This window comes from Parafannyhessea sp. LCP19S3_B1 (assembly GCF_052121955.1).
GTDB lineage: Bacteria > Actinomycetota > Coriobacteriia > Coriobacteriales > Atopobiaceae > Parafannyhessea.
Genome location: NZ_JBQKDH010000010.1, coordinates 44429 through 71405, shown reverse-complemented (window position 1 = coordinate 71405; position 26977 = coordinate 44429). Strand labels below are relative to the sequence as shown.

Genomic DNA, 26977 nt, shown 5'->3' with positions numbered 1-26977 from the left:
CAGAAAATGTTTGTCGTTAGACAACATATATGGGGGCGACGGAAAGTTCCTTGATTACAGTCAAGTAACGGGGAAAAGTTTTTGCGGAGGACGGCGCGGGGCAAGTGCTATGCGGGATGGCCTTCGCTTTATGCACGCGGCAAATCCGTGCGGGCGAGCGCTCCCTCCGCGCGCCTACGCATCGTCGCAGAGCCGGCGAAGCGCGACGTGGTCAAGCACGCGGATCTTGCCGCGACCGATGCGCTGCACCATGCCGTCGCGCTCGAACGAGCCGAGGGCGCGGCTGACGGTCTCCGGCCTGAGCCCCACGGAGTTCGCGATGTCGCCCAGGGTGAGGTGGATCTCCGGGCCGATGCAGCGCTCGTCGCGCCACAGCAGAAACTTCGCCAGGCGGCGCCGAGGGTCCCTCGTGCTGAGGACCTTGATCTTCTCCTCCGCCTCCACGAGCTCCGTACCGAGGGTCTGGATAAGGCTCGTCGCGACCTCGCGGTTGTCGCCGATCAGCCGCATGAAGTCGGTGCGGCGGATGCGGCAGAGGTCGACGCGGGTGAGGCAGCCGACGCTGTAGCGGTAGACGCTCTCCTTCAGGAACATGCCGTGCCAGATGGCCTGGCCGTCGTGCAGGATGTCCAGGAGGTACTCCTCGCCGTCCGCGTCCGCGTGGAACGTCTTGATGCGCCCATGGCGCACCACCAGGATCGACTCGATGGGGTCGCCCTCGCGCACCAGCAGGCTCCCCGCGGGGTGGGTGGAGCGCAGCGCGTGCGCCATCAGGTCGTTGCGAGCGGACTCCGGGAGCCCCGCGAACAGGCGGATGCTCCCCATGCAGCTGCCGCCGCCCTCGCGAAAGGGGCAGTCCATCGTCTCCTTGCACCGAGTCGGATCCTTGGCCACCGTTCCTCCTCACGTCGCCCTCGTACCCATGATACCCAAGCGCGGCCGCGCGAGCCTGCGCCCGGCGACCGCTTGGGGGGTCGGGGGCGCCCTCTGCGACAGGTGTGGTAGCCTTTTAAGCTGCAGCGTCAAAGCTGGGCCCTCCCGCGAGGCAGGGTCACGTCTCGTGTGTTGCGAGGGGATGCACATGGCACTCGATCAGGACAACGCGACCGCGAGGGCGGCCGAGGCACCGGCCCAAGGCCCGGCGGAGGGCGGGGTCACCACGCCGGCGGGAGCGGCGGGCGCAGCGCCGTCGCCGCTAGAGCAGGAGCTCGCCAAGAGGGAGGCCCTCTGCGAGCAGGCGGAGCGCGTCGCAGGCGAGAAGGACTGGCACCACGGGCCGGCGGACCTCCGTAGGCTCGCGGACGAGTGGCGCTCGCTGCGCCGCTGGCACGACCCGCGCGAGGATGCGCTCTGGAGGCGCTTCGACGCGGCGCGCGAGGCGTTCTACCAAGCCCGCGACGACGCCCGCGACGATGCGCGCAAGAAGAAGGAGGCCCTTGCGGCCGAGGCGGAGCGCCTGGCCGGCTCCACGAGCTGGAAGCAGACCGCCGCGCGCATGCGCGAGATGATGGACGAGTGGAAGGCTGCCGGCACGTGCGGCCACGAGGCCGACGAGGAGCTCTGGCAGCGCTTCGACAAGGCCCGCAAGGCGTTCAACGCGGCGCGCGAGGAGGACTACGCCCGCCTGGAGCAGGCGCGCGCGAAGGCGAAGGCCGTAAAGGAGCAGCTCGTGGAGGAGGCCCGCAAGGCGGCGGTGACCTCGCCCGACTGGAAGGGCCAGGAGTGGCGTGCCGCCTCGCAGCGGATGAAGGACCTCATGGCGCGCTGGAAGGCCGCCGGCGTCGCGGACCGCGCGGACAACGACCGCCTGTGGGAGGAATTCACGGCCGCGCGCCAGCCGTTCTTCGACGCGCAGCACGCCCACCACGAGGCGCTCGAGGCCGCGCAGAGGAAGGCCGCGGACGCGAAGCGGGCCCTGGTGGAGGAGGCGCGCGCCCTCGCGGCCGCGGACGACTTCTCGCGCGAGGCGACGGAGCGCGCCAAGGACCTCGACCGCAGGTGGAAGCAGCTGGGATTTGCCGGCCGCGAGCTGAACGACACGCTATGGGAGGAGTTCAACAAGGCGAAGGAGGGCTTCTGGGACAAGAAGCGCGCCTATGGCGAGGCTCGCCACGAGGAGTGGCGCCAGCGCACGCAGGACGCGATTGACCGCAGGCAGAAGCGGATATCAGACCTGCAGCAGCAGGCGGACCGCCTGCAGGAGCGCCTGAACAACGCCTACGCCACCGACCACGTGGAGGAGATGCAGGACAGGCTCGAGCAGAAGCTCGACCTGATAGACAAGATCAAGGCGGAGGTCGAGGACATCAAGTCCAGGCTCGACTAGCCGCGCGAACGATGGAGGGATGCATGGCAGGGGACGTCAAGGACAGCACGGACAACAACGGCGCCGCGGGCGAGAAGGTCGTGACGTACGAGAGCAGGGACCAGGTGCCCGAGCGCTACCGCTGGGACCTGAGCGACCTGTTCGCAAGCGACGAGGACTTCGAGCGCGCCCTCGGCGAGGCCGAGTCGCTCGTGGCCGAGTACGCCGGCTGGCGCGAGAGGGCCACGGCGACGGGGGCGGACCTTCTCGCCTACCTGCGCTTCGACGACGACGCGACCATCCGCGTGCAGCGCCTGTGGAACTACGCGTCGCGCCGCGCGGACGAGGACACGCGCATCAGCCGCTACCAGGACCTCAGCGCGCGGGTCACGAGCCTCGCGACGCGCGTCTCGGCCGCGTCGTCGTGGTTCGAGCCTGCGGTGCAGGCGCTCGACGCCAAGCTGCTGGAGGAGTGGTACGCGGCCACGCCCGGGCTCGGTCTGTACCGCCTGGCGCTCGACCGCATCCGCGCCCTGGCCGCCCACACGCTCGCGCCGGAGCAGGAGGCGATCCTGGCGCAGGCGCAGGAGCTGATGGAGCAGCCGGGCAAGGCGTTCACGATGCTGAACGACGCGGACCTCAGCTTCCCTAAGGCCACGGACGCGAACGGCCGGCAGCACGCCGTCACGCACGGCAGCTACGTCCCGCTCGAGATGTCGCCGGACCGGGCGCTCCGCGAGTCCGCGTACCACAGCGTCTACGGCACGTACCGCTCCGTCAGGAACACGTGCGCCGCGCTTCTGGCGTCGCAGATGAGGCACCTCGCGTTCTTCTCGAACGCGCGCCACTACGCGAGCTCGCTCGAGGCGTCGCTTGCGCCCACGGAGGTCCCGGTCGAGGTGTACGCGAGCCTCATCGACTCCGTCCACCGCAACATCGAGTCCCTCCACCGCTACACGGAGGTCCGCCGCCGCGCGCTCGGCCTGGACGCGCTGCGCTACTGGGACCTGTACGTGCCCATCGTGAGGGCCCCGGAGCGGCGCTACACGTTCGAGGAGGCGTGCGACCTCATGCTGAAGGCCCTCGCCCCGCTGGGCGAGAAGTACGTGTCCGTCGTGCGCCGCGCGCTCTCGGAGCGCTGGATCGACGTGTACGAGACGCCCGGCAAGATGAGCGGCGCATACTCCGCCGACGGCCACGGCATGCGTCCCGTGATCCTGCTCAACTTCCAGGGGACGCTCGACGACGTGTTCACCCTCGTGCACGAGATGGGCCACTCCATGCAGACGTGGCTCTCGAACGAGGTCCAGCCGCCGCGCTACCAGGAGTACCCCATGTTCGTGGCGGAGGTCGCCTCGACCACGAACGAGTGCCTGCTCATCCGCTACCTGCTCGACCACACGACCGACGACGCGGAGCGCCTGTTCCTCGTGAACCACTTCTGCGAGATGTTCCGCGGCACCCTGTTCAGGCAGACCATGTTCGCGGAGTTCGAGCGCGACGCCAACGCCGCGTGCGCCGCGGGCGAGGGCGTGGGCGCAGACGCCCTCTGCGCCCGCTACCGCGCGCTGAACGACCTGTACTACGGCGACGCGGTGCGGTCGGACGACGAGATAGCGCACGAGTGGGCGCGCATCCCGCACTTCTACTACGACTACTACGTCTACGTGTACGCCACGAGCTTCGCCGCGGCCGTCGCCCTGTCCGAGCGCATGCTGCGCGAGGGCGAGCCCGCCGTGGAGGACTACCTTGGCTTCCTGTCCGGCGGCTGCTCCAAGACCCCCATCGAGCTCCTGCGCGGCGCCGGCGTGGACATGGCGTCCGGCGAGGCCGTGGACGCCGCCCTCGCGCGCTTCGCCGAGCTCGTGGACGAGCTCGACCGGGGGATCTAGCCGCCATGCGGCGCGACTCCCTAGTGCACGTGGCCGCGACCGGCGGCTACGGCAGCGTGTTCGAGGTGCATGACGGCGTGTGCGAGGTGGGCCTCATCGACCCCACCGCGGACGAGTACTCCATCACGGTTCCGCAGTCCGCCGTGCAGGAGATGGGCCCCGTGGGCGACTCGGCGCGCGCGGGGCTTCTCGGGCACCTCGTCCTGTTCCACCTTCGCGTCAACTGGCGTCTCAGGCTCGCGTTGAGCTTCGAGGCGTTCGCGGGGAGGGAGGAGGACGGCGCCCTCGAGCTGTGGGCCGCCTGCGGCACGTCGCGCCCCCGCAGGGTCGCGACGCTCTCCGCGCGCGAGGAGTCGCTCCTGACCACCTCGCTCGCGGCGCTCTCGCTCGACGCGTGGGCGCCTGGCCAGGCCGGCGCCGCGCCGAGCCTCGACGGCTGGGGCTGGTCCACGGAGCTCGTCGGCGCGGGCGTGGGGCAGTCCGCCTGCGGCAGCTGCCCTTCGGGCGAGAGGGACGGGCAGCCGTTGCCGCCGGGCGCCGTTCCAGAGGGGCTGCCTGCCGTGGTCGAGGCGCTTGCCGGGCTCGGCCTTCCCGTCGCATGGACGGAGTGCGGCCCGCGCGCGACGGGCGCGCCGCTTCCGCGGGCGCCTCAGCCAGAGGACGACGCCGGTGAGTCGGAGGGCCCCGCGCTGCCGTTCGACCTTGGCGCACTTGGCCTGTAGAGACCTGCGGCCTTAAGGCACGGTGCACGACCGGCAAAGCGCATGCCGCCGCACAAGAGGGGGCCGGACGGCTCGATGCCGCCCGGCCCCTGTCCGTGCCTCTTGGATGTCCCTGCGCCCGCGGGCGCTCCTCGGTCGTGCGCTATGCGCTCTTCTCGAAGCTTATCTGCGCGTAGTTGCTGTCGTAGTCCGCCAGGGCCTGGTAGATATCGCCGCCCTCGGACGTGCTCTGCTCAAACGGCGTCTGCAGCGTCTCGGGGTAGTACGAGGGGTAGTTGAACCCCAGGTCGATCGCCCAGGCGTTATCCACCCTCCGCGCGGCCGTCAACAGGTCGTTGTAGCAGTTGCCCGTCGCGACCCACGCGTGATAGAACGGGGCGGTCTCCTGGTAGGCGAGGGCGTTGTTTGCGTCCTGGTCCGCCTGGAGCTGCGAGATGAGCCCCTGCACCTCCTCGCGCTTCGCCGTGCGCTGCGCGCGGTCCGCCGTGTACAGCGTCTTGTAGTCCGATACCGCGGCATCCACCTTCGAGCGGTAGTCCGCAAGCTTGTCGGAGTACTGCTTGATGGCCTTCTTCTCGGTCTTCTCCTCGTCGGTCAGTCCGGCGTCGGGATCTTTCTTCTTGCTCTTCTTGGACGACTTCTTCGAACTCTTCTTCGCGGCGCTCTCCTTCGAGGAGCTCTTATCGTCCTTCGAGGAGGAGCCGTCCTTGTTAGAGGAGCCCTCGGACGTCTGCTCGCTGCCCGCGCGCGACGTGACCTTGCTCGCCTGCGGGTCGCTGAAGCCGGTTCCGCAGGATGATGCCAGGAAGATCAGCAGCACCAGCACGGCCGTCGCCGCGATGATGGCGATGGGGACCCTCTTGTCAGACGTCCAGAAGCTGTCCGACCTCTCGAAGCGCGACTCGGTCGGGTTCGTGCCCACCGGCGCCCTCATGGGGGAGCTCGAGGCGTCGATCACCTCGAAGCCCTGGGGCTTACCGTAGCTTGGGAGGTCGGGCAGGTACGACGCCCCGTCCTGCGGGGCGACGTGCTCGGCGGCATCTCCCTGGCGCAGGTGGTGCGCCGGTGCGGGCGCGTCCTGTGCGGGCTCCGTCGCCTCCGCCTCGGCGTCCGCGGCCTCGCCCCCTTCGGGCTCGGGCACGACCAGCGTCGGGTCGTCCTCCGCTACGGCCTCCTCGACGCCCTCGGGCTCGGGCTCGACGGTGTCGTCGCCCTGCCAGGCGTCCAGGTGGGTTCCGCACTCCATACAGAACTCTTGGCCGGGTTTTAGTGGTGCGCCGCATTTCGGGCAGAACTTCGGGAACATGGCTCTCCAAGGTCTCGGTAAGGATTCTTAAAGAGTATACAGGTCGGGGGGCGCTCGTACCGCCCCTCAATAATGCCACACGTTCTGCATCCGCGCGCGTTTGGGCTGGCAGGCGGCAGGTGGCGCCCCTACTCGTCCGACTTCGCGACGTACACGGTCACGGTAGATCCCACCTCGACCTCGTCGCCAACGGCGGGCGACACGCTCGATACCATGCCCGCGGGGATGCCGTAGTCCAGCACGTCCTTTCCGCGCGTGCTCTTCAGGCCCATGCCCCTCAGCAGCGTGACGGCGTTCTGGTAGGTCATGCCCACCACGTCCGGGATGGTCACGGTGCCCTTGTCGCTCTCGCTCGCGTGGTCGCCGTCGGACCCGGCCGGGTTCGGCCCGTCCGAGACTATCAGGTCGATGGCGGTGCCGCGGATCCTCTCGCTGCCCGCCTGCGGCGCCTGGCTTATCACCGTCCCGGCGGGCACGGTGCTCGAGTACGCGTACATCACGTCGTCCTGCACGAAGAAGTTCGTCTGCATGATGGCGTTCGCGGCGTCGGCCTTGGAAAGCCCCACGAGGTTCGGCGCGTCCTGCGTCTCCTGCGTCACGGTGCCCACCACGATCGTCACGGTGCCGTTGGGGCCTACGGCCTCGTCGGCCGTCGGCTCCGTGGAAAGCACGCGCCCCTTGTCAGAGACGCGCTCCGTCTCCTGGTCCTCGACCTTGACCTTGAGGCCCTTGCGCTCCAGGGTCGCCCGCGCCCGCTCCTCGTCGTATCCAACGACGCTCGGCACCGTCGTGCCGCTCAGCAGGCCAAAGCACCTCGTTACTATGAGCGTCGACCCAAGGACGGCGGCAAGTACGACGAGAAGAACCGCCCTGATCGTCACGGACCGCTTCCTGGCGTCCAGCTCGCTTGGGGTCTTGGCCGGCGCGGTGTACTCCGTCTTCGGCACGTAGATCTTTCCCGTGTCCGCAAGCTCCCGCCCCGCCTCGGGCTCCGACTCGGTCTCGTGCCCTGGCTCGGGCGCGGGCGCGGGCTCCGGCTCGGCCCCGGACGCCTTTTCGGCCGCGCCCTCCTCGCTCTTCTCGGCCTTGGGCTCCGCCTTCGGCGCGGCCGCATGCTTCGGCCTCCTGGCCTCCGCCTCCTCCGGCACCCGAGGCGCTCGCGCGTCGTCTGCGGTCGTGTCTGGCTTGGCGGAGTCGCCCCTTGCGTCGTCGGCTGCCACTGCATCACCCCATGTCCGGTCCAAACTAGCTATCTGACCAATGATAATGCATGGCGGACCACATTCAAAACGCCTCCGTGCAAGCGTATCTGCTCGCGCGGAGGCGTCGCCCCGGTCCCGGGGCCCTGCCGTCGTCCCGCCGCCGGACCTAGTCTCCCAGCATCAGCCGCAGCACCACCTCGAGGCCCTCCTTCAGGCTCTCCTTCTCGATCCACTCCCCGCGGGTGTGGAGCTTCGCGCCGCGCACGGTGCCTATCGTGTTCGCGGGAATCCCCAGGGACAGCGGGATGTTCGCGTCCGTGGAGGCCGGCCTCAGGTCCGCCTCCCTGCCCGTCACGCGCCTCACGATGGCGGCGCTCCTCTCCGTCATCCTCCGCAGGGCCGCCTCGTCCACGCCGTTCGCGTACGGGCGCACGCCCAGCGTCGTCACCTCGATCTTGCCGGCGTCGTCTCGCCTCATGAGCTCGTGGCGGTGCCTCTCGATCACGCTCTCGAAGAACGCGCGCATTACCTCGATGTTCTCGCGCGAGGACGACCTGAACTCGAACTTCGCCATCGCGTGCGACGGGATCGAGTTGATGGTGGTGCCGCCCTCGATCTTGCCCACGTTCATGGTGGTGTGCGCGCCGTCCATCACGTCGGTCGGCGGGTTTATGCGGTACAGGTCCTCTATGATCGAGCAGAGCTCCTCTATGGCGTTCGCGTTGCCATAGTCGTGGTACGAGTGGCCGCCCGTGCACTCCACGTCTATCTGGTAGCGCTCCGACCCCACGCACACGGATATGCACTGCGGAAGGTACAGGTCGAACGAGAAGTACCGGTCCACGCAGTCGCCCACCTCGTCAAACAGGTTGCGCGTTCCCGCGAGGTTGCCCAGGCCCTCCTCGCAGGTGTTCGCGACCACCAGGATGTTGCCCTTGCGCGTGGCCCTGTCCAGCGCCAGCGGGTTCTGCAGCAAAAACTTCGTCGCCATCAGCAGGTTCACGAGGTTCGCGGTGTCGTCGCCCACGCCCGGCGCCCACATGCGCACGTCGTCCTCGCGAATCGGCAGCTCCGTCGTGTCGGGAAACACGACGTCGGTGTGGGCGGCGTACATCGTGAGCGTGTGGTTCTTCACGCTCTCGGCAAGCGTCTGCGCGTCGTGGTGCGCCTCGCGCCTCGCGCGGGGGTTCATCAGCAGGCACAGCACGTTCTTCTCGTCGTCCACGCGCACGTTGCGCGCGCCGTGCGCGTGGAGCCATCCCGCGATGAAGCTCGCGCGCTGCTCCTCGTGGTGAGACGGCGCGGGAATCCTCACCAGCGTGCGCAGGAGCTCCAGCTCCTCCGCGTGCGAGTCCCTCACGTAGCGCCTGATTGCCTGGCTGACGAAGAGGTCCATCTACATCGATCTCCTAATCGCGTCCTTCCAACCGGCCAGGAGGCCGGCCGCATCGTCTGCGTCCATGGTAGGACGGAACACGTCGTCAGAGGAGCGCAGGGCGAGAAGATCCTGCGTTCCCGACCAGAAGCCGCTCGCGAGGCCCGCGAGGTACGCGGCCCCAAGGGACGTGGTCTCGATGTTCTGGGGGCGCCTGATGCTCGCGCGCAGGACGTCCGCCTGGAACTGCATGAGGAAGTTGTTTCGGGACGCGCCGCCGTCCACGTTCAGGTCGCGCAGGGTCACCCCGGCGTCTGCCTCCATGGCGCGCGCGAGGTCGTACGTCTGGTACGCCAGCGCCTCGAGCGCCGCCCGCGCCACGTGCGCCGGCGTGGTGCCGCGGGTGATGCCGCAGATGAGCCCGCGCGCGTCCGGCTTCCAGTACGGGGCGCCCAGCCCGGTGAACGCGGGCACTATGTACACGCCGCCCGTGTTGGGGACGCTGCGCGCCAGGAACTCCGTCTCCTCGGCGGTGCGGACGAGGTGCATCTCGTCGCGCAGCCACTGGATGAGGGCGCCGGCCACGAACACGCTGCCCTCGAGCGCGTACTGCACGTGCGGCGCGCCCGGCGGCGTGGCCGCTATGGTCGTGACCAGGTTGTTCTGCGATACCGGCGCCTGCTCGCCCGTGTTCATGAGCAGGAAGCAGCCCGTGCCGTACGTGTTCTTCGCCTGGCCGGGCTCGAAGCAGCACTGGCCAAACAGCGCGGACTGCTGGTCGCCGGCGACGCCGCGGATGGGAATGCCCGCCGGGATGCCCGGGTAGCTCGTCTCGCCAAAGAACGAGGCGGACGGCCGCACCTCAGGCATCATGGAGGCGGGAATGCCAAACAGGTCCAGGAGCTCCTGGTCCCAGCGGCCCTCGTGGATGTTGTACAGCATGGTGCGGCTGGCGTTCGTGGGGTCCGTCGCGTGCACGAGCCCGCCCGTGAGCACCCACACGAGCCACGTGTCCACGGTGCCGAACACGAGCTCGCCGGCCTCGGCGCGCTCCCGCGCCCCGTCCACGTTGTCCAGCAGCCACTTGATCTTGCTGGCCGAGAAGTACGCGTCAGGCAAAAGCCCGGTCTTCTGCTGGACCATGCGCCTTGCGTCCTTTGTGCCGCACAGCTCGTCGATGATGGGCGCGGTGCGGCGGCACTGCCACACGATGGCGTTGTGGATGGGCTCGCCCGTGGTGGGGTCCCACACGATCGTGGTCTCGCGCTGGTTGTCGATGCCGATGGCGTCGACGTTGTCCACGGTGAGGGAGTGGCGGCTCGCGAGCTCCGTCAGGCTCCCGAGCTGCGAGTACAGGATCTCCTGCGGGTTGTGCTCCACCCAGCCCGGCTTGGGGTAGATCTGCGGGTACGTGCGCTGCACGCAGTCGACCATGCGTCCCGCGTGGTCGACCAGGACGGCGCGCGAGGACGTGGTGCCCTGGTCGAGCGCGACTATGTACTTCTCACCCATGCTATGCCTCCGTATTTGGGTCTGGGTTCGGGGCGGGCGCGTGGCGGTCGAGCCAGCCGCGCACGCACTCGAACACGGCGGCATGGCCGTCCTCCTGCAGGACCTCGTGCCGCATGCCGTCGAATATCCTGTACGTGACGTCCGTGGAGCCGGCGCGGCGCGCGAGCTCGGCCGAGCGCACGACCCCGCGGCCAAACTCGCCCACGGGGTCCTCCGCGCCGGCAACGTAGAGCAGCGGGAGGTCGTGCGGGACGCGCTGGGCGCACTCCAGCGTGCAGACCTCGGCCGTGAGCTCCGTGAGCGTGGCGTAGCCTCCCGCGGAGAACATGAAGCCGCACGCGTCGTCCGCGATGTACGCGTCCACGTTCTCTTGGTTGTGGGACAGCCAGTCGAAGTCCGTGCGGCGGTTTGGGATGGCCTTCGCGTACGCGCCGTCCGCCATGGCGTGGAGAAGGGCGCTCCTGTGGTCCTGGCCGCGCATGCGCGCTATCGCGAGGGCCATGGCGTGGCCCGCACGCGACGTGCGGGGCTCGACGAAGCCGGTGCCGCAGATGACGGCGCCGGAGATCCTGTCGCCGTACGTGGCGGCGTAGTACCTGGCGACGAAGCTTCCCATGGAGTGGCCGAACACGAAGCACGGCGTGCCGGGCGCGCAGTACGCGGCGGCAAGCGTGCGCAGGCGCTCGACGTCTTCAACCAGGGCGCCGCTCCCGCCCTGGGCGGGAAGGCACCCCCAGCGCCCTGGCTCGGCGCTCGACCCGTGGCCGATCTGGTTGTGCCCGCAGACGAGGTAGCCGGCGCCCGCGAGGTAGCGGGCGAACTCGTCGTAGCGCTCGATGTGCTCGGCCATGCCGTGCACGAGCACGACGACGCCCCTGGGGCGCGACTCGCGCGCGGCATCGGGGCCGCCCGCGCGCCAGGCGTATCCGCGAATGGTAGATACCCCGTCTGCCGACGCAAACGAGACGGGCGTGCGTGCGACCTCGCCCTGTGACATGCGTTCTCCCTCCGCTCGAAAAAAGACGAGACAGAGTATATGCGCGCCCTGGCACGCCGCCCGCGGCTCTTACGCCAGACGTCGCGTGCGCTCGACGTGCGGGCACGGCCGCGCGGCGCGGGCGGCGGGGGTCAGTCGCGGAGCACGGCCCCCGCGGGTTCGGGGGAGGGCTCGAGGGCGCCCTCGAGCTCGAGCGGGGCGTCTGACGCGACGACGACGTTGTTGTCCTCCACGTCCGGCTCGTCCGTGGAGCACGGGATGACGTACACGTGGGAGAAGACCTCCCCGAGCGTGCGCGTGACGTCGCGCAGGAGCCGCGACCTTTCGCCCTCCAGCGCGGACACGACGTTCGCCACGTAGATCCCGTCCCGCGCGAGGCGGCCCCTCGCGGCGCGGGCGCCCTCGAGCGTGGCGAGGGAGCGCGTGGGCAAGAGCGCCCCGAAGCAGTCGTTTGCGACCACGTCGTAGCGCGGGAGTCCGGCGTCGCCGTCCAGGAACGCGCGGCCGTCCATGTTGAAGGTCCTTATGCGCGAGGAGCTGCCGGGGCTCATCTGGTCGAGGCGCCCCAGCAGGAAGTAGTCGCGCGCGAGCCGCGAGACCGCGGGGTCGACCTCCACCACGTCCACGCGGGCGTCCGGGTCGTGCGCCACGAGGTACTTGGGAAACGCGTAGCCGCCCCCGCCGAGCATGAGCGCGCGCTGGGGCCGCCGGCCCATGGCCCCCATGGCGCGCGCGAACAACCGGTGGTATGGGAAGACGAGCTCGCACCAGGAGTCGTCCAGGTAGGTGGCGCTCTGCCACGTGCCGTCCACCTCGAGCACGCGGACGGGCGCGCCGGAGGCGTCGTGCACGTCCACGACCTGCGTGGGCCCGAACATGGTGTCGGCGGACGCCACGACGACGCGGTCGTGCAGCAGCCGTGCGCCGGCGTTTCCCAGCCAGTCCACGAGTGCCCTTGCGATCCTGGCGCGCATGCTCTTCTCCCATTCCCCTGTGGTGGACGTTCGTGCGATGATGCGTGATGCGACGCTACCACGATAGCGCTTGCGGCATGGCGCGTGGGCGCCGTCTGGCGAGCAAGGTGAATCAAAGCCGGCGAGCTGGGAAGACTGTGTAGGTGGCGATGCCTTGGAAAGGACGACCGATGGCGACAGGACTGCACTGCTCGGATTGCATATTCAGCAGCTTTTCGTACAACGAGGAGTGGGGAAGGTACCAGGGATCGTGCAGCAGGGGCTACACGCTGGCCGACCCGCACGAGACCCGCGAGCCCGACATGTACTTCGCAAAGAGCCCGCGCGACCTGGTGCCGGTGACGGACCCTTGGGGGAAGGAATACCTGCGCACGGATAACATCTGCAAGCAGTTCCTGCGGCCGACCGACCCCGATGCCGCCCGCTACCTGCGCAAGAAGGACTAGCCTTGCTCTGCGTGGTGCAAGGGTCCGTTGTGGACCAGAAGGCGGACGCCATCGTGAACGCCGCGAACCACACGCTGCTGGGCGGCGGGGGCGTGGACGGCGCCATCCACCGCGCCGCCGGCCCGGGCCTGCTTAGGGAGTGCCGCACGCTTGGCGGATGCCGCACGGGCGAGGCGAAGGCGACAGGCGCGTATGGCATACGCCAGGCGCGCCACGTGATCCACACCGTCGGCCCGGTGTACAGCGCGAGAAGGGCGGACGAGTGCCGGCGGGAGCTTGAGTCCTGCTACCGCAGCTCGTGCGAGCTGGCGCTGGGGCTGGGTGACGCATCCATCGCGTTTCCGGCGATATCGTGCGGCGTGTACGGATACCCGCTGGAGGAGGGGCTGGCCGTGGCGCTCGAGGTGCTGGCGTCGTACGCGCCGCGCTTCCAGCGGGTGGTGCTCGCGCTGTTCAGGTCGGGGGAGTATGCCGTGGCGCGCGAGGTGGCGACCGGGCTGTATCCCGTGCGGGAGGGTCCGGAGGGGCTCGTCGTCATGGCATAGCCCCGCACCCACGGGGCTTGCGCGCCTGCACGCGAAACGGGCTCCCGACGATTGCCGGGAGCCCGTTGCATGACGTGCTTGCGCGCCCGCGTCTCGCGTGCCTACGCCTTTGCGCGTGCGCCGCCGGGAATCTCGCCGCCGCAATGCGGGCAGCGGGTGGCGCCGGCCTTGACCTCCTCCAGGCAGTGCGGGCACACGGGGGCCGCGGCCTCCTCCTTCTGCTCCTGGGCGTGCGTGAGCCTCGCCGTGGCCTCGCTCAGCCTGTTGACGCTCTTGACCAGGATGAACACGATGAGCGCCACGATGAGGAAGTTGATGACGGAGCTGATGAACGCGCCGAAGTCGATCTTGGTGCCGGGGACCACGAGGCCGGAGATCTCCGTTCCGCCACCGGTCAGGAACGTGATGAGTGGGTTGATGATGTTGTCTGTGAGCGACGTGACGATGCCGGTGAACGCGCCGCCGATGATGACGCCGACCGCCATGTCCATCACGTTGCCGCGACTGACGAACTCCTTGAACTCCGTGAAGAACTTGCTCATGGGGCTACCTCCTGGGTCTTGACAGCTCGTCCGTGTCGAGCCATATGGTGATGGGGCCGTCGTTTACGAGCGACACCTGCATGTCCGCGCCAAAGACGCCGTGGCCCACGTGACGGACGTCTTTGGCGGCGAGCTCGAGGAAGCGGCGGTACAGGCGCTCCCCGAGCTCTGGGGGAGCGGCGTCCGTGAACGACGGCCGGTTGCCGCGCCTGCAGTCCGCATAGAGCGTGAACTGGCTCACCACGAGTACCTCGCCGTCCACCTGAGCCAGCGAGAGGTTCATCTTGCCGTCGCGGTCGTCGAACACCCTGAGGCGGAAGATCTTCTCCCACAGGCGCCGCGCGGTCTGCTCGTCGTCGCCTGGGCCGACGCCCAGAAGGACGAGAAACCCGCGGCCGCAGCTGCCCGTGACGCCTCCGTCCACGGAGACGCTGGCCGAGCTGACGCGCTGGACGCACGCCCTCACGCCTGGTCGCCTTCCTCGGGCTCCGGCATCCTGATGCCGTAGATGGCGCAGAACTTCTGGAGCAGGTAGTCGGTGTAGTAGGTGGCGTTGAACGGCTCGCCGCACGCGTTCTGGATGAGCTCGGCGGAGTCCTTGGAGCGGCCGTACTGCCAGATGCGCGTGCGCAGCCACTCGCGCACGGGGGCGAGGTTACCCTTGGAGAGCAGGCCCTCCCAGTCCATGCCCTCGGCGATCATCTGGTGGCGCAGCTGCGCGCCGATGGCGCCACCGAGCGCGTAGGTGGGGAAGTAGCCGAAGAGGCCGTCGGCCCAGTGGGAATCCTGCAGGCAGCCGTGGGTGTCGTCCGGAACGTCGACGCCGAGGTAGTCCTTGTACTTCTGGTTCCAGACCGCGGGCACGTCCTTGGCGGTGATCTGGCCCGAGAAGAGCATCTGCTCTATCTCGTAGCGCACGAGCACGTGCAGCGGGTAGGTGAGCTCGTCGGCCTCGGTGCGGACGAGGCTGCCCTCGGCCCTGTTGACCGCGAGGTAGAACTGGTTTGGCGTGACGCGGCCGAGCTGGCCGCGGAAGTGGCTCGCCATGGTCTTGAGCAGCGGCGCGGCGAACGCGCGGCTGCGGCCGACGTAGTTCTCGAAGAAGCGGGACTGCGCCTCGTGCATGCCGGCGGAGGTGCCACCCTTGAGCGATGTGTAGTTGAAGTCCGGGTTCACGCCGCATTCGTACAGCGTGTGGCCGCCCTCGTGCAGCATCGTGAACACGTTCGAGACGACGTCGTTCTCGTACACGTGCGCGGCGATGATGGCGTAGTTGGTGGTGAGGGCGTCGGAGTAGGGGTGCTCCGTCGTGGTGACGAACAGGGCGTCGCGGTCGAGCCCCTCGAGGTCGACGAGGTCGCTTGCGAGCGCCCACTGGCGACGCTCGTCGAAGCGGCCCTCGATCACGGAGCGGTCGGGCTGCCAGCCGCGGCGGCGGATCTCTGCGAACAGCGGCACGACGATGCCCTTGACCTGGCCGAAGAACTCGTCGTAGAACGCGCGGTCGCAGCCGTGCTCGAAGCTGTCGAGCCAGACGTCGTACGGGTCGGCGTCCGCGTTGCGGTAGCTGGCGATCTTGACCATGGCTTGGACGATCCTGTCGAGGTAGGGCTCGAACGACGCGAAGTCGTTCGCGGCCTTCGCCCTCTGCCAGACGCTGTCGGACTTGGCCAGGAGGCGCGTGAAGTCCATCTGGACGTCGTCTGGAACGTCGACCATCTGCGCGCGGTCGCGGCGCAGGATCTTGACCTGGGCCTTCTGGGTGTCGGTCAGGATGTCCGGCATGGAGTTGAGGCGCTCGAGCATGGCGCCGGTCTCCGGGTTGCAGACGAGCTCCTTGTCCTCCTGCTCGAGGATGGCCTGGGCCTCGCCGCGGTCGGTCACGGCCTTCGCGGGGTCGATGGACGGGCCGTAGCACGAGATGCCGATGCGCGCGTAGCGGTGTGCGTACAGGTGACGCTCGAGGTCGTTGAGGGAGGCGATGTCCTCCTTGGGGTTGCTGATGGCGGCGGGCGCCGGCTTGCGCGGCACGCCCATGGCCTCGCGTCCGTCAGCCGGCCTTGGCCGGCTGGGCGCGGCCGCGTGGGGCGCCTCCTCGCTGGCGGCAGGCTCCGGCGCCGCCTTCGCGACCTCCTGGCGGTACATCTGCTCCACGGCGTCCGCCGGCTCGACCGGCTCCGGGGCGGGTGCCGGGGCGTGCTCCGGAGCCTCTGCCGCGGGCGCGTGCCTTGCCTCGTCCAGGTTGGGGCCGCGCTCTATCGTGAGGTCGCCGTCGCCGACGGGCTCGCCCTCCACAACCGGTGCGGGATCCTCGAACCTGTCGGCCGCGTGGGCGAAGATGCTCAGGAACGAGGGCACTGCGCCGGTGGACGCGGCTTTTCTCGCCTCTGGCCTGCGCTTGGAATCATCTGAGGGCATGTTCTTCTCCTTGCCTGCCCTGCCATGGCCGGCGTGGTGGCCGGCGGTGGGCGGGGCTGCGGAATTCGTGCTACTGATGCACAAGTCTAGCGTGATTGGGAGGTTTGCGGGGGCGTGGCCACGCGCGATTTGGTGCGTTGATGCGTGCGGGGCGCCGTGCGGCGCGAGAGGTCTGCTCGCCCGTCGACCGTGTGCGCTCCCAGGCGGACACGTTGTGGGGTTCTGGGCTTTCGGGCGGCCGACTTGAACGATACTCTTAGGTATTTGGAACACGTTGTCCGTCCCGGCGCGTGCCGGGGAGAGGAGCCCTTATGAGTTGCGTGCTGGGTATCGACATTGGCGGAACGAGCATCAAGGCGGGTCTGTTTACGCCGGAGGGCAAGCTCGTGGAGGTGAAGAAGATCCCGACCGGTGCCATCGACGACGAGAAGGCGTTCGCGGAGGTGTGCGAGGGGCTGAGCTCGCTCGTGGTTGGCGCGGGGTTTCTTCCGGACGACGTGACGGCCGTGGGGCTGGACATCCCGGGACCCGTGGACGACAGCGGTCGCGTGGGCATGCTGCCGAACATCAGGCTCGACCCCGACGGGCTGAAGACCGCGATCAAGCACGAGTTTGGCAACGCCGCCCTCGCCTTCGTGAACGACGCGAACGCCGCGGCGCTGGGCGAGCTGTGGCAGGGGTCGGCGCGCGACCTTTCGAGCTTTGTGATGGTGACGCTGGGCACCGGTGTTGGCGGAGGCGTCGTGACCGGCGGAAAGCTGGTGTCTGGCGCGTTTGGCGCCGGCGGCGAGATCGGCCACATCACCGTGAACGCGGGGGAGACCCGCGTGTGCGGCTGCGGGCGCAGGGGCTGCCTGGAGCAGTACGCGTCCGCGACGGGCATCGTCTGGCTGTACCAGCAGGCATGCAAGGCAGACGGCGGCGAGCACCCGAAGCCGGAGCACGCGACGGACACGATCACGGTCTTCAACGCGTGCCGCGACGGCGACGCGTGCGCCGAGCGCGCCATCGACCAGATGTGTGACACGTTGGGCCTTGCGCTTGCGCAGATAAGCTGCGTGATCGATCCGGCGGCGTACCTGATTGGCGGCGGCGTGGCCGGCGGCTTCGACCTGTTTGCGGAGAGGCTCGCGGCCTCGTTCAGGTCGCACTGCCTTTCGACCAGCGCGAGCGCGCGTATCCTGCCGTGCAGCCTCGGCAACGAGGCCGGCATGTACGGCGTCGCGTACGCGGCGCTGCAGGAGGCCGCGAAGGGCGAGTAGCGCCAGGGCAAGGAGGCTGGGCGGGAAGCGCGGGGCCGCGTCCTTCTCGCCCGCGGCGGTGGCGGCGGACGGAAATGTCCACGAATACATGAGCAGCAAACTTTTGCTTCTTTTATGACGTTCGCCACCGTTTACGCGGATACAATTGGATTTAAGAGTGTTGGTAACCGGCTTTGCCAAAGGAGACTGTCATGGCAGATTACGTTAAGTCGTCCCACGTGTTTCTTGACAACCCTGCGAAGAACGTAGACGAGGCTCTTGAGTTCCTCTCGAAGAAGATGGTCGAGCTTGGCTACGCCGACGACGAGAAGGCAGTGCTGGACGCCTTCAAGGCTCGCGAGTCCGAGGGCACCACGGGCATGATGGACGGCTTTGCCATTCCGCATGCGACGAGCGATGCCATCAAGCAGACGGCCGTCCTGCTGGTGAAGTTTGCCGGCGACATCGAGTGGGAGTCGATGGACAAGAAGCCCATCAAGGTCGCCATTGCGATCTGCACCCCGCGTGAGGAGAAGGGCACGACGCACCTGCAGCTACTGAGCGAGGTCGCCATCATGCTGACGAAGGAGTCGTTCCGCAGCGACCTTCTGAACTGCGATGATTCTGAGAAGCTCGCCGCGATTGTCGAGGGCTGCTTTAAGTAGGGGCGTGCTGGGCGCCGGTGGCGTGCGCTGCGGGCGACCTGGGGTTGCGCGATTGTGATGCGGGGCTCGGCTTTGTTGGCCGGGCCCCGTTTGCGTGGCGGGCGCGGGCGGCGGTGGTGGCGCTGGTACGTGGCCCCGGTGCCGCAGGTGCCGTATCATATGCTGCGATGTTTGATGCCCCAACCACGCGAAAGAGGACGAAATGGCACGTCAGAACATGGCAAGTAAGAATATCAGGCTCATCCTTGCGGACATCGACCGAACGCTGCTCCCCTGGGGGCTCGACGCCGTGCCGCCCCGGACGCGCGCGGCGATGCACCATGCCATGGAGGCCGGCATCCGCGTGGGGCCGGCCACCGGACGCGGCTTCGACTGGCTGTCCCCGCTCTTCTCGGGCGACTCCGCGTGCTTTCGGACGTGCGTTGCGACGAACGGAAACCAGGTGTTCCTGGATGGCCGCAAGATTCGCGAGGCAAACTTCAGCGGCGATGCGCTCGCGAGAGTCGCGGAGGTGGCGGCCGGCTTTCCGCACGCGGGGGTCATCGCATTCGACGGTGCCACGCCCTCGCTCGTGAGCGGGCGCATCGAGGATCTCGGGGCGACGTTCCCATCGTATGCCGCGGCATGCCGCACGCGGGCGGACGGCTCGGCGCTGGGGCTCCCGGACTTTGCGGCGACAAAGGCGAACGTGTTCCTGGCCCGGGAGTCCGCGGACGGCACGCTTGCGCCCGCGGGCGAGAAGGACTCGCGTGCCATGGTCGATGCCCTGAACCAGCAGGTGGACGGCCTCGACTTCGACTATCCGCAGCCGGGCTTCACGAACGTCATGCGCGCGGGGTGGAACAAGGCCACGGGCATACTGGCGCTCGCGCGCGAGCTGGGAATCGGCGTGGACGAGGTCGTGGTTTTCGGCGACGCCGGGAACGACCTGTCAATGTTCGAGGCCATTCCCAACTCCGTGGCGGTGGCGAACGCCACGCCGGAGGCGGCCGCGGCGGCCCGCTGGCACATTGGCCCGAGCTCGAAGGAAGCCGTGGCGGACGCGATCGAGGCGCTGGCCGCGGGGGAGTGGCCGTTTTCCGAGTAGCGCCGATCGGCTTGCCGTCCCGCCACGCGCCGTCTCGCCACGCGCGCGGCCGCTGTGCCTCCACGCGCCGCGAGTTGTGAATGTCCGCGTTCTTCTCGCCCGTTGGCGCGTTGTGTGCTATCCTCAGCCACTAGGCAATGACGGAGAGGTTCGGCCGTCGCGTCGCTGGAGGACAGAGAGGGAGCTCACCGGCTGAGAGGCTCCCACGAAGGCTGACGGACGAAGTTCACTCCACCAGCCGCGACCTGAACGCCGCCGGGCAGCCGCCGGCAAGTAGGGAAGCCGTCCGCCCCACGGAACGGGGCTCAACGAGTGGGTGCTCGCGAGAGACAACGTGAACGCCAATCAAGGTGGTACCGCGGATAACTCCGTCCTTGAGCCATGTGCTCGGGACGGTTTTTGTTTAAAGGGGGATTTTCATGGCAATGTCGGACGACCTGAACGCGATTCAGGAGCGGGTGCAGGAGGCGCTTGCGGGCGCGCACAGCCTGGAGGACCTTGAGAAGATCCGCGTGGCGGCGCTGGGCAAGAAGGGCTCGCTCACCGCGATCATGCACATGATGGGCAAGGTGCCGCCCGAGGAGCGCCCCGCGATGGGCAAGCTCGCCAACACGGTGCGCGCCAACGTGGACAGCGCCATCAAGCAGGCGCGCCTTCAGATCGCGAAGCGCGCGCTGGACGAGAAGATCATGGCGGAGGCGGCCGACGTCACCCTGCCGGGACGCAGGCTGAGCCCGGGCACGGAGCACCTCATCAGCCAGATCCGCGAGGAGATCGAGGACATCTTCTGCGGCCTGGGCTACACGGTCGAGGACGGCCCGTACGTCGAGACCACCTACTACAACTTCACGGCCCTGAACGCCCCTGAGGACCACCCCAGCCGCTCGGCGAAGGACACGTTCTACGTGGTGGACAACGCGCCCGAGGGCAAGGAGAAGCACGTCCTGGGCGAGTCGGACGTCCTGCTCCGCACGCAGACCTCCGGCGTGCAGGTGCACACGATGGAGGAGAAGAAGCCGCCCATCTACATGATCTGCCCGGGCACGGTGTTCCGCCCCGACACGGCCGACGCAAACCACCTGCCGCAGTTCACGCAGGTCGAGGGTCTCGTCGTGGACGAAGGCATCACGTTTGGCGACCTGAAGGGCACGCTGGACTACTTCTGCCGCGAGATCTTCGGCAAGGACCGCGCCACGCGCTACCGCCCGCACTTCTTCCCGTTCACGGAGCCCAGCTGCGAGGTCGACGTCAGCTGCGGCGTGTGCCACGGCAAGGGCTGCCGCTTCTGCAAGAACACCGGCTGGCTCGAGATCCTGGGCTGCGGCATGGTGGACCCCAACGTGTTCCACTATTGCGGCATCGACCCCGAGAAGTACTCCGGCTTCGCCTTCGGCATCGGCGTGGAGCGCGTCGCGGCCCTGCGCTACGACCTGCCGGACCTGCGCATGCTCATGACGGGCGACATGCGCTTCCTCAGGCAGTTCTAGCTGCCGCGCACCCCGCGCACGCGGGGGCGCACCCCAGAAACAGGCGACGTGCGGGCGGCCGGGCAGGCTCCCGCAAAGAAAGGCAACAAGATGCGTGTCTCTTATGAGTGGCTCAAGACCATGGTGGACGTGCCCGAGGACCCCCAGGACCTCGTGAGGGAGTTCGTCCGCACCGGCACGGAGGTCGAGGCGGTCGAGCGCGTCGGCGCGGACATCACCCGCGTCGTCACGTCCCAGGTGCTCGAGAAGGTGCCCCACCCGGACTCCGACCACATGTACGTCTGCAAGATGGACGTGGGCAAGTACAACGTGGACGAGAAGGGCGAGCCCTGCCCGCTGCAGGTGGTGTGCGGCGCCCAGAACTTCGAGGTGGGCGACAAGACCGTCACCGCGCTCGTGGGCGCGACGCTGCCCGGCGACGTGAAGATCAAGAAGGGCAAGCTCCGTGGCGTCGACTCGTTCGGCATGAACTGCTCGAGCCGCGAGCTCGGGCTCGACGCGGACCACTCCGGCATCATGATCCTGCCGAAGGACGCGCCCGTGGGCGTCGACTTCGTGGAGTGGAAGGGCATGAGCGACACGGTGATCGACTGCGAGATCACGCCGAACCGCCCGGACTGCCTGTCCATGTGCGGCATGGCGACCGAGGTCTCGGCCATGCTCGACGAGGACACCCACATCGAGCTCCCCGCCATCAAGAACGAGTCCGCCGAGTTCGGCCGCACGGCCGACATGGTCGACGTCACGATCGACGACGCGGAGCTGTGCGGCCGCTACACCGCGCGCGTCGTGCGCAACGTGAAGATCGGCCCCAGCCCCGAGTGGCTCGCGAGGCGCGTCATCGCCGCGGGCGCGCGTCCCATCAACAACGTGGTCGACGTCACCAACTACGTCATGTTCCTCACCGGCCAGCCGCTGCACGCGTTCGACCTGGGCAAGGTCTCGACGCGTGATGGCAAGCGCCACATCGTCGTGCGTGCGGCGCATGAGGGCGAGAAGCTCGTGACCCTCGACGGCCAGGAGCGCACGCTCACGCCGGACATGGCCGTCATCACGGACGACGGCAACGCGCCCGTGGCGCTCGCCGGTGTCATGGGCGGCCTGAACTCCGACATCGACGAAGACACCGTGGACGTCCTCCTGGAGAGCGCCGTGTTCGACAAGGGCCACGTCAGCCGCACGAGCCGCAACCTCGACCTCATGAGCGAGGCGTCCATCCGCTACGAGCGCCAGGTCGACGGAGCGCGCTGCGCCCTGGTGAGCGACGTCGCGGCCGCGCTGTTCGAGCAGTGCTGCGGCGCGGACGTGTGCGAGGGCATGGTCGACGTGTACCCCGCGCCGGTCGACGCGCCCCAGATGGACCTGCGCCCCGACCGCGTGCGTGCGCTCACCGGAGCCCCCATAGAGGCCGAGTTCATGGCGAGCCGCCTGGAGCGCCTGGGCTGCACCGTCACGCGCGGCGCGGACGAGCATGCCCCCATGCACGTCGTCGCGCCCACGAACCGCCCGGACCTCACGCGCGAGATCGACCTCGTCGAGGAGGTGCTGCGCCTCTGGGGCGAGGGCGACGTCGAGCCCACGCTCCCCGCTGCCCGCAACCACGCCGGCGGGCTCACCGTCGAGCAGCAGCGCGTGCGCAAGATCGGCCAGGTCCTGCGCGCGAGCGGCCTGTGCGAGACGTCCACGTACAACTTCGCCGACCCCAGGGACCTCGAGCGCCTCGGCATGAGCGAGGAGGGTCGCGGCGTCCCCGTGAAGATCATGCGCCCGCTCGTGGCCGACCAGTCCCAGATGCGCCGCGACATCATCCCGGGCCTGCTGCGCTCCGTCGCGTACAACCTTGACCACGGCGTCCAGAACGTCCAGCTCTACGAGGTCGGGCGCGTGTTCTTCGGGCACGAGCACAAGAGCCAGCCGGACGAGCCCAGCTACGTCGCCGGCGTCATGTGCGGCGCGTGGAACGACGACCAGTGGAACAAGAAGTACGTCAAGCTCGACTTCTTCGACGCCAAGGGCGTCGTCGAGAACCTGCTGGACGCCCTGCGCATCACGAAGGTCCGCTTCAAGGCCGCGGACCCCGAGCGCTACGGCTGGCTCCAGCCCGGCCGCGCGGCCGAGGTCATCGCGCAGGGCGAGCTGCTCGGCTGGGTCGGCAACATCCACCCCTCGAGCCTCAAGAACTTCGACCTGGACGTTCCCGTCGTCGCGTTTGAGCTCTCCGTCAAGGCGCTGCTGCGTCTGGCCCAGCGCGAGCTTCCGTACAAGGAGGTCCCGACGCTGCCCGGCGTCTCCATCGACCTCGCGCTCGTCGTGGACGAGGACATGACGTGCGAGCAGGTCGTCCAGCGCATCCAGAGCGCGGGCGGCAAGCTCCTCGCGGACGTCCGCCTCTTCGACGTGTACCGTGACAAGATCCGCGTGGGCGAGGGCAAGAAGTCCATGGCCTTCTCGCTCACCTATCGCGCGGCCGACCACACCCTCACCTCCGAGGAGGTCGAGAAGGCCCACAACAAGCTCGTGACGAAGGTCATGAAGTCCACCGGCGGCGAGGTCCGCAGCTAGCGGCGCGCGTTGCGGGCGCCGTCCGCCGTCGCCGGGCGAGAAGGACGCGCCTCTATGGTCGCGCCCCGACCATGGGCCAAAGGTCTCCCGGGTGCCACCCGGGAGACCGGCCTGCCGGCGCTGGGTGCGAACTTGGTGTCTTTAGTGGCCGACGCGCCCCGTTTCGTGCACACCCGCGGCGTTTATGCCTAGAATGGACCCTATGCCAAGCTGGAACATACATATAGCCCACGTGCAGCGCCTGCTCCACGAGCAGGACGCGCGGGCGCTGGGCATTCGCGACGCGAACGCGTTCCTGTTCGGCAACCTCGTGCCGGACATCTACGTGGGCTACCTGGTGCAGCCCATCTCGCGCAAGGTGCCGTACAGGGTGACGCATTTCGCGGACCCGGCCTTCGTGCCGCAGCCGGCGTACTGGGACTTCTGGACTCGCTACGCGCGCGCCTCCGCGGATGAGCGGGGCCGCGTTTCCGACGTGGTGCTCGGCGCGTGGATGCACCTTCTGGCGGACAACGTGTACAACGCCGCGAACAACCGCTTCATAGCGGAGCACGGCATCGAGCCGGGCGAGGAGACCCGCAAGCGCAAGCAGGCGGACTTCGACCTCTTCGGCCGCACGCTCGAGCTTGACATCGCGCCGCAGGTTAGCAGGTCCGTCCTGAAGCAGGCCGCGGCGTTTCCGCAGTATCCCATAGGCGAGGAGGACGCGATCCGCGCCATAGCCGTCGCGGACGACGTGGTGGAGCAGAACAGCGAGCGCCATGTCGCGGGCACGCCGCGCTACTGCATGCTCGACGCGTCGTTCTTCTCGCGAACGTACGAATATGTATATCATCTAATGGTCAGGAATCTGAGGGCCTATGCCGAGCACGGCGCACTTGGGTGTGGCGAGCGCGGCAGCGACGGCAACGCGTAGGGGCTGTCGTTGGGCGTACGAGTCACAAAGCGGCGGGCCGCGGGCCGCCTGCGGAAGGGTTGATGCATGCCCAAGTTCGACAAGTCTGATGGCGAGCTGCTGTACGTCCAGGTATCGGACTACGTGCGCGAGAAGATCTACTCCAAGGACTGGGGGGTGGACGAGCCCATCCCGTCCGAGCACGAGCTGATGGACATGCTGCACCTGTCGCGCGGCACGGTGCAGAAGGGCATTCGCCAGCTTGTGGACGAGGGGCTGCTCGTTCAGCAGCGCGGCCGCGGCACGTTCGTGGTGCAGCCCGTCATGGCCAGGCCCAGCTCCAACCGCCTGCTGTCGTTTGGCGAGTCCATGAGCGCCCAGGGCGTGAAGTACATCACGAGGGTCGTGAAGTCCGAGGTGAGGCAGGCCGGCCCCCTCTGCGCGGAGAACCTGCAGATGGACGTGGGGGACGACTACCTGTACCTGTGCCGCGTGCGCTACGTGAGCCACCGCGCCGTCATGTTCATCGAGAGCCACCTGAACCTGAGCGTGTGCCCCGGGATCGAGGACGCGAACTTCGAGCACGAGGCGCTGTTCGCGGCCGTGGAGCGCACGAGCGGCCACGAGATCGGCCGCTCCGAGATGGTCTACACCGCCCGCACGGCCGGCAAGGTGAGGGGCGGCTACCTGGAGTGTGACGAGCACGCGCCGGTGCTGGAGCTGGACCAGCTGGTGAGGCTCGACAACGGCGTGCCGTTCGAGTGGGGCAGCGTCTGGCTGCCCGCAAACAGGTGCGTCATCAGCAACGAGACGCACCGCGCCTAGCACGGCGCACACCTTGGTCGCAAGCCCGGGCGAAACACATATCCCACGATGGGGGAGGCTGTATGAGCTGGTACGAGGAATCGGTTGTCTATCAGGTCTATCCGCTGGGACTCACGGGTGCGCCCTACCTGAACGACAGGACGAGCGAGCCCGTGCACAGGCTGCGCAAGCTCGTGGACGACGGCTGGGTGGAGCACATGCACAGGCTCGGCGCGACGTGCCTGCTTCTGAACCCCGTGTTCGAGAGCGAGTCCCACGGCTATGACACCATCGACTACACGAGGGTCGACCGTCGCCTTGGCACGAACGAAGACCTGCGCCACGTGGTGGACGCGTGTCACGAGGCGGGCATCAAGGTGCTCCTGGACGGCGTCTTCAACCACGTGGGCCGCGACTTCTGGGCGTTCGAGGACGTCCGCAGGAACCGCCAGGCAAGCCCGTACGCCGGCTGGTTCAACATCGACTGGGGCTCGAACGACGAGTTCGACGACGGCTTCAACTACGACTGCTGGGAGGGCGTCAGGCAGCTCGTGAAGCTCAACCACGGCAACTTCGAGCTGAACGACTACCTCGCGAAGGTCATCCGCGACTGGGAGTCCGAGTTCGACATCGACGGGCTGCGCCTGGACGTCGCGTACTGCCTGGACCGGGGCTTTCTCGGCTACCTGCGCCGCATCGCGAACGAGCTCACGCAGGAGCGCTCCTCTCGCCTGGGCGAGAAGGACGGGAAGTTCCTGCTGCTGGGCGAGACCATGTTCGGGGACTACAACCAGTGGATGGGCGACGACCTCTGCGACTCCGTCACGAACTACGAGGCGTACAAGGGGCTGTGGTCGTCCGCGAACTCCGCGAACATGCACGAGATCGCGTACTCGCTCGAGCGCCAGAGCGGCTCGCACCCGTGGGACCTCTACACCGGCCGTCACCTGCTGAACTTCCTCGACAACCACGACGTGCCGCGCATCGCGACGAAGCTGGACGACAGGCGGCAGCTCCGTCCGCTGTACGGGCTGCTCTTTGGCATGGCCGGCGTCCCGAACGTGTACTACGGAAGCGAATGGGGCATCGAGGGCGAGCAGCTCCCCGGTGACCACGAGCTGAGGCCCGCGCTCGACGCGCCGGAGTGGAACGAGCTGACGGACTGGGTCTCTGCCCTCGCACAGTGCCGCAAGCCCGGTCATCCCGGCGCCGAGGCGCTGGCGTGGGGCGACTACGCGCAGGTCGCCGTCCAGCCCAGGCAGCTGCTGTTCCAGCGCCAGAGCGAGCACGAGCGCCTGTTCGTGGCCATCAACATCGCGGACGAGCCGTACACGTTCCACTTCGACGCCGGCTGCGGCAGGGCGCAGGACGTGATTGACGGGTCGGACCACGACTTTGGCGGCGGCAGCGAGGTCGAGCCCTTCTCGGCGCACTTCTGGCTCTGCGAGCGGTAGCGCGCGTCCTTGGCACATGCCACGCGAACGCCGTCGGGGCGTCGGGTCTTAAGATGCCCGGCGCCCCGATCTTCGCGTTCGATGCGTGCCCGCTAGCCCAGGAGCCGCTGCTCCCACTCAGCCTCGCGAAAGCCTGCGAGCACGAAGTCCGCGCCCACAAGAAGAGGGCGCTTCACGAGCATCCCGTCCGTGGAAAGCAGCTGGTAGCACTCCTCGTCGGACCTGCCGGGCAGCTTGTCCTTCAGTCCCATCTGGCGGTACAGCATGCCGGACGTGTTGAACAGCCTCCTGATGGGGAGCCCGCTCCTTGCGTGCCAGGCGGCGAGCTCCTCGGGCGTGGGGTTCTGGCGCGCGATGTCGCGGTACTCGTAGGCTATGCCGTGCTCGTCCAGCCACTTGACGGCCCTTTTGCACGTCGAGCACTTGGGATAGCACAGTGCCGTAAGCCTCTCTGCGGGCATGTCTCCTCCTGTCTTCCTCATGCGGGCGCGCAGCCTTCGGGCGGCCGTGCCATGTGGCATCCATTCTACAATCCGCCGCACGAAA

Annotated in this window: 24 protein-coding genes; 13 read left to right on the top strand and 11 right to left on the bottom strand. The window is 68.3% G+C overall.

Features of this window, described 5'->3' with window-relative positions; all coding sequences use genetic code 11:
- Positions 1-174: 174 nt before the first annotated feature.
- The gene (locus ACTQWE_RS06880; RefSeq protein ID WP_328804351.1) at positions 175-894 is read right to left on the bottom strand and encodes a Crp/Fnr family transcriptional regulator; all 720 of its coding nucleotides are present in this window, start codon (positions 892-894) and stop codon (positions 175-177) included.
- A 187-nt stretch (positions 895-1081) separates the two neighbouring features.
- On the opposite strand from ACTQWE_RS06880, the gene ACTQWE_RS06875 reads away from it, so the two are divergent.
- From ACTQWE_RS06875 to ACTQWE_RS06865, 3 genes are read left to right on the top strand one after another with little or no spacing between them, the layout of a single operon-like run.
- Positions 1082-2326 carry a DUF349 domain-containing protein gene (locus tag ACTQWE_RS06875; RefSeq protein ID WP_441855285.1) on the top strand — a complete coding sequence of 415 codons (1245 nt, stop codon included), beginning with the start codon at positions 1082-1084 and terminating at the stop codon, positions 2324-2326.
- A gap of 23 nt (positions 2327-2349) precedes the next feature.
- Positions 2350-4197: an oligoendopeptidase F gene (gene pepF, locus ACTQWE_RS06870; protein ID WP_441855287.1), complete on the top strand. Its 1848-nt coding sequence runs from the start codon at positions 2350-2352 to the stop codon at positions 4195-4197.
- A 5-nt stretch (positions 4198-4202) separates the two neighbouring features.
- The gene (locus tag ACTQWE_RS06865) at positions 4203-4919 is read left to right on the top strand and encodes a hypothetical protein (protein ID WP_441855289.1); all 717 of its coding nucleotides are present in this window, start codon (positions 4203-4205) and stop codon (positions 4917-4919) included.
- Positions 4920-5061: 142 nt separating this feature from the next.
- Here ACTQWE_RS06865 and ACTQWE_RS06860 read toward each other — a convergent pair whose 3' ends face one another.
- The 6 genes from ACTQWE_RS06860 to ACTQWE_RS06835 form a co-directional block, all read right to left on the bottom strand.
- Positions 5062-6225 (bottom strand): zinc ribbon domain-containing protein, encoded by a 1164-nt coding sequence (locus ACTQWE_RS06860; protein WP_441855291.1) that lies wholly within the window; start codon positions 6223-6225, stop codon positions 5062-5064.
- Positions 6226-6353: 128 nt separating this feature from the next.
- Complete coding sequence (locus ACTQWE_RS06855; RefSeq protein ID WP_441855293.1) at positions 6354-7445, bottom strand: PASTA domain-containing protein; 1092 nt, start codon at positions 7443-7445, stop codon at positions 6354-6356.
- A gap of 148 nt (positions 7446-7593) precedes the next feature.
- Positions 7594-8823, bottom strand: a complete 1230-nt coding sequence (locus ACTQWE_RS06850; protein ID WP_441855295.1) for a M20/M25/M40 family metallo-hydrolase — start codon at positions 8821-8823, stop codon at positions 7594-7596.
- Positions 8824-10314: a glycerol kinase GlpK gene (glpK, locus tag ACTQWE_RS06845; RefSeq protein WP_441855297.1), complete on the bottom strand. Its 1491-nt coding sequence runs from the start codon at positions 10312-10314 to the stop codon at positions 8824-8826.
- A gap of 1 nt (position 10315) precedes the next feature.
- Entirely contained in the window at positions 10316-11311 is a 996-nt protein-coding gene (locus ACTQWE_RS06840; protein ID WP_441855299.1) for an alpha/beta fold hydrolase, read from the bottom strand.
- A 131-nt stretch (positions 11312-11442) separates the two neighbouring features.
- Positions 11443-12285: a spermidine synthase gene (locus ACTQWE_RS06835; RefSeq protein ID WP_441855301.1), complete on the bottom strand. Its 843-nt coding sequence runs from the start codon at positions 12283-12285 to the stop codon at positions 11443-11445.
- Between the two features lie 170 nt (positions 12286-12455).
- Here ACTQWE_RS06835 and ACTQWE_RS06830 point away from each other — a divergent pair, with 170 nt between their 5' ends.
- Together ACTQWE_RS06830 and ACTQWE_RS06825 are read left to right on the top strand one after the other, a co-directional pair.
- The gene (locus ACTQWE_RS06830; protein WP_441855303.1) at positions 12456-12731 is read left to right on the top strand and encodes a hypothetical protein; all 276 of its coding nucleotides are present in this window, start codon (positions 12456-12458) and stop codon (positions 12729-12731) included.
- A gap of 11 nt (positions 12732-12742) precedes the next feature.
- On the top strand, positions 12743-13276 hold the full coding sequence (locus tag ACTQWE_RS06825; protein WP_328804356.1) for a macro domain-containing protein: 534 nt from the start codon (positions 12743-12745) through the stop codon (positions 13274-13276).
- Positions 13277-13377: 101 nt separating this feature from the next.
- On the opposite strand, the gene mscL is transcribed toward ACTQWE_RS06825, so the two are convergent.
- The 3 genes from mscL to ACTQWE_RS06810 are packed head-to-tail and all read right to left on the bottom strand — an operon-like array spanning position 13378 to position 16236.
- Positions 13378-13818 carry a large conductance mechanosensitive channel protein MscL gene (gene mscL / locus ACTQWE_RS06820; protein WP_441855305.1) on the bottom strand — a complete coding sequence of 147 codons (441 nt, stop codon included), beginning with the start codon at positions 13816-13818 and terminating at the stop codon, positions 13378-13380.
- A 4-nt stretch (positions 13819-13822) separates the two neighbouring features.
- On the bottom strand, positions 13823-14284 hold the full coding sequence (dtd, locus tag ACTQWE_RS06815) for a D-aminoacyl-tRNA deacylase (RefSeq protein WP_170104311.1): 462 nt from the start codon (positions 14282-14284) through the stop codon (positions 13823-13825).
- The gene (locus tag ACTQWE_RS06810) at positions 14281-16236 is read right to left on the bottom strand and encodes a carboxypeptidase M32 (RefSeq protein ID WP_441855307.1); all 1956 of its coding nucleotides are present in this window, start codon (positions 16234-16236) and stop codon (positions 14281-14283) included. Before ACTQWE_RS06810 ends, dtd begins: the two co-directional genes overlap by 4 nt.
- Before the next feature lie 311 nt (positions 16237-16547).
- Between ACTQWE_RS06810 and ACTQWE_RS06805 the strand changes: the two genes are divergently transcribed.
- From ACTQWE_RS06805 to ACTQWE_RS06770, 8 genes are all read left to right on the top strand, one after another.
- Positions 16548-17498: an ROK family protein gene (locus ACTQWE_RS06805; protein ID WP_373578453.1), complete on the top strand. Its 951-nt coding sequence runs from the start codon at positions 16548-16550 to the stop codon at positions 17496-17498.
- A gap of 191 nt (positions 17499-17689) precedes the next feature.
- Positions 17690-18142, top strand: a complete 453-nt coding sequence (locus tag ACTQWE_RS06800) for a fructose PTS transporter subunit IIA (RefSeq protein WP_441855309.1) — start codon at positions 17690-17692, stop codon at positions 18140-18142.
- A gap of 202 nt (positions 18143-18344) precedes the next feature.
- Positions 18345-19229 (top strand): HAD family hydrolase, encoded by an 885-nt coding sequence (locus ACTQWE_RS06795; protein WP_441855311.1) that lies wholly within the window; start codon positions 18345-18347, stop codon positions 19227-19229.
- A 419-nt stretch (positions 19230-19648) separates the two neighbouring features.
- Complete coding sequence (gene pheS, locus ACTQWE_RS06790; protein ID WP_170104314.1) at positions 19649-20716, top strand: phenylalanine--tRNA ligase subunit alpha; 1068 nt, start codon at positions 19649-19651, stop codon at positions 20714-20716.
- A gap of 90 nt (positions 20717-20806) precedes the next feature.
- Complete coding sequence (pheT, locus tag ACTQWE_RS06785; protein WP_170104315.1) at positions 20807-23278, top strand: phenylalanine--tRNA ligase subunit beta; 2472 nt, start codon at positions 20807-20809, stop codon at positions 23276-23278.
- 202 nt (positions 23279-23480) lie between these two features.
- Complete coding sequence (locus ACTQWE_RS06780; RefSeq protein WP_441855313.1) at positions 23481-24194, top strand: hypothetical protein; 714 nt, start codon at positions 23481-23483, stop codon at positions 24192-24194.
- A 66-nt stretch (positions 24195-24260) separates the two neighbouring features.
- Positions 24261-24998: a GntR family transcriptional regulator gene (locus ACTQWE_RS06775; protein WP_170104317.1), complete on the top strand. Its 738-nt coding sequence runs from the start codon at positions 24261-24263 to the stop codon at positions 24996-24998.
- Between the two features lie 62 nt (positions 24999-25060).
- Entirely contained in the window at positions 25061-26431 is a 1371-nt protein-coding gene (locus ACTQWE_RS06770) for an alpha-amylase family glycosyl hydrolase (RefSeq protein ID WP_441855315.1), read from the top strand.
- A 92-nt stretch (positions 26432-26523) separates the two neighbouring features.
- On the opposite strand, the gene ACTQWE_RS06765 is transcribed toward ACTQWE_RS06770, so the two are convergent.
- Entirely contained in the window at positions 26524-26892 is a 369-nt protein-coding gene (locus tag ACTQWE_RS06765; RefSeq protein WP_441921441.1) for an arsenate reductase family protein, read from the bottom strand.
- Positions 26893-26977 lie beyond the last annotated feature (85 nt).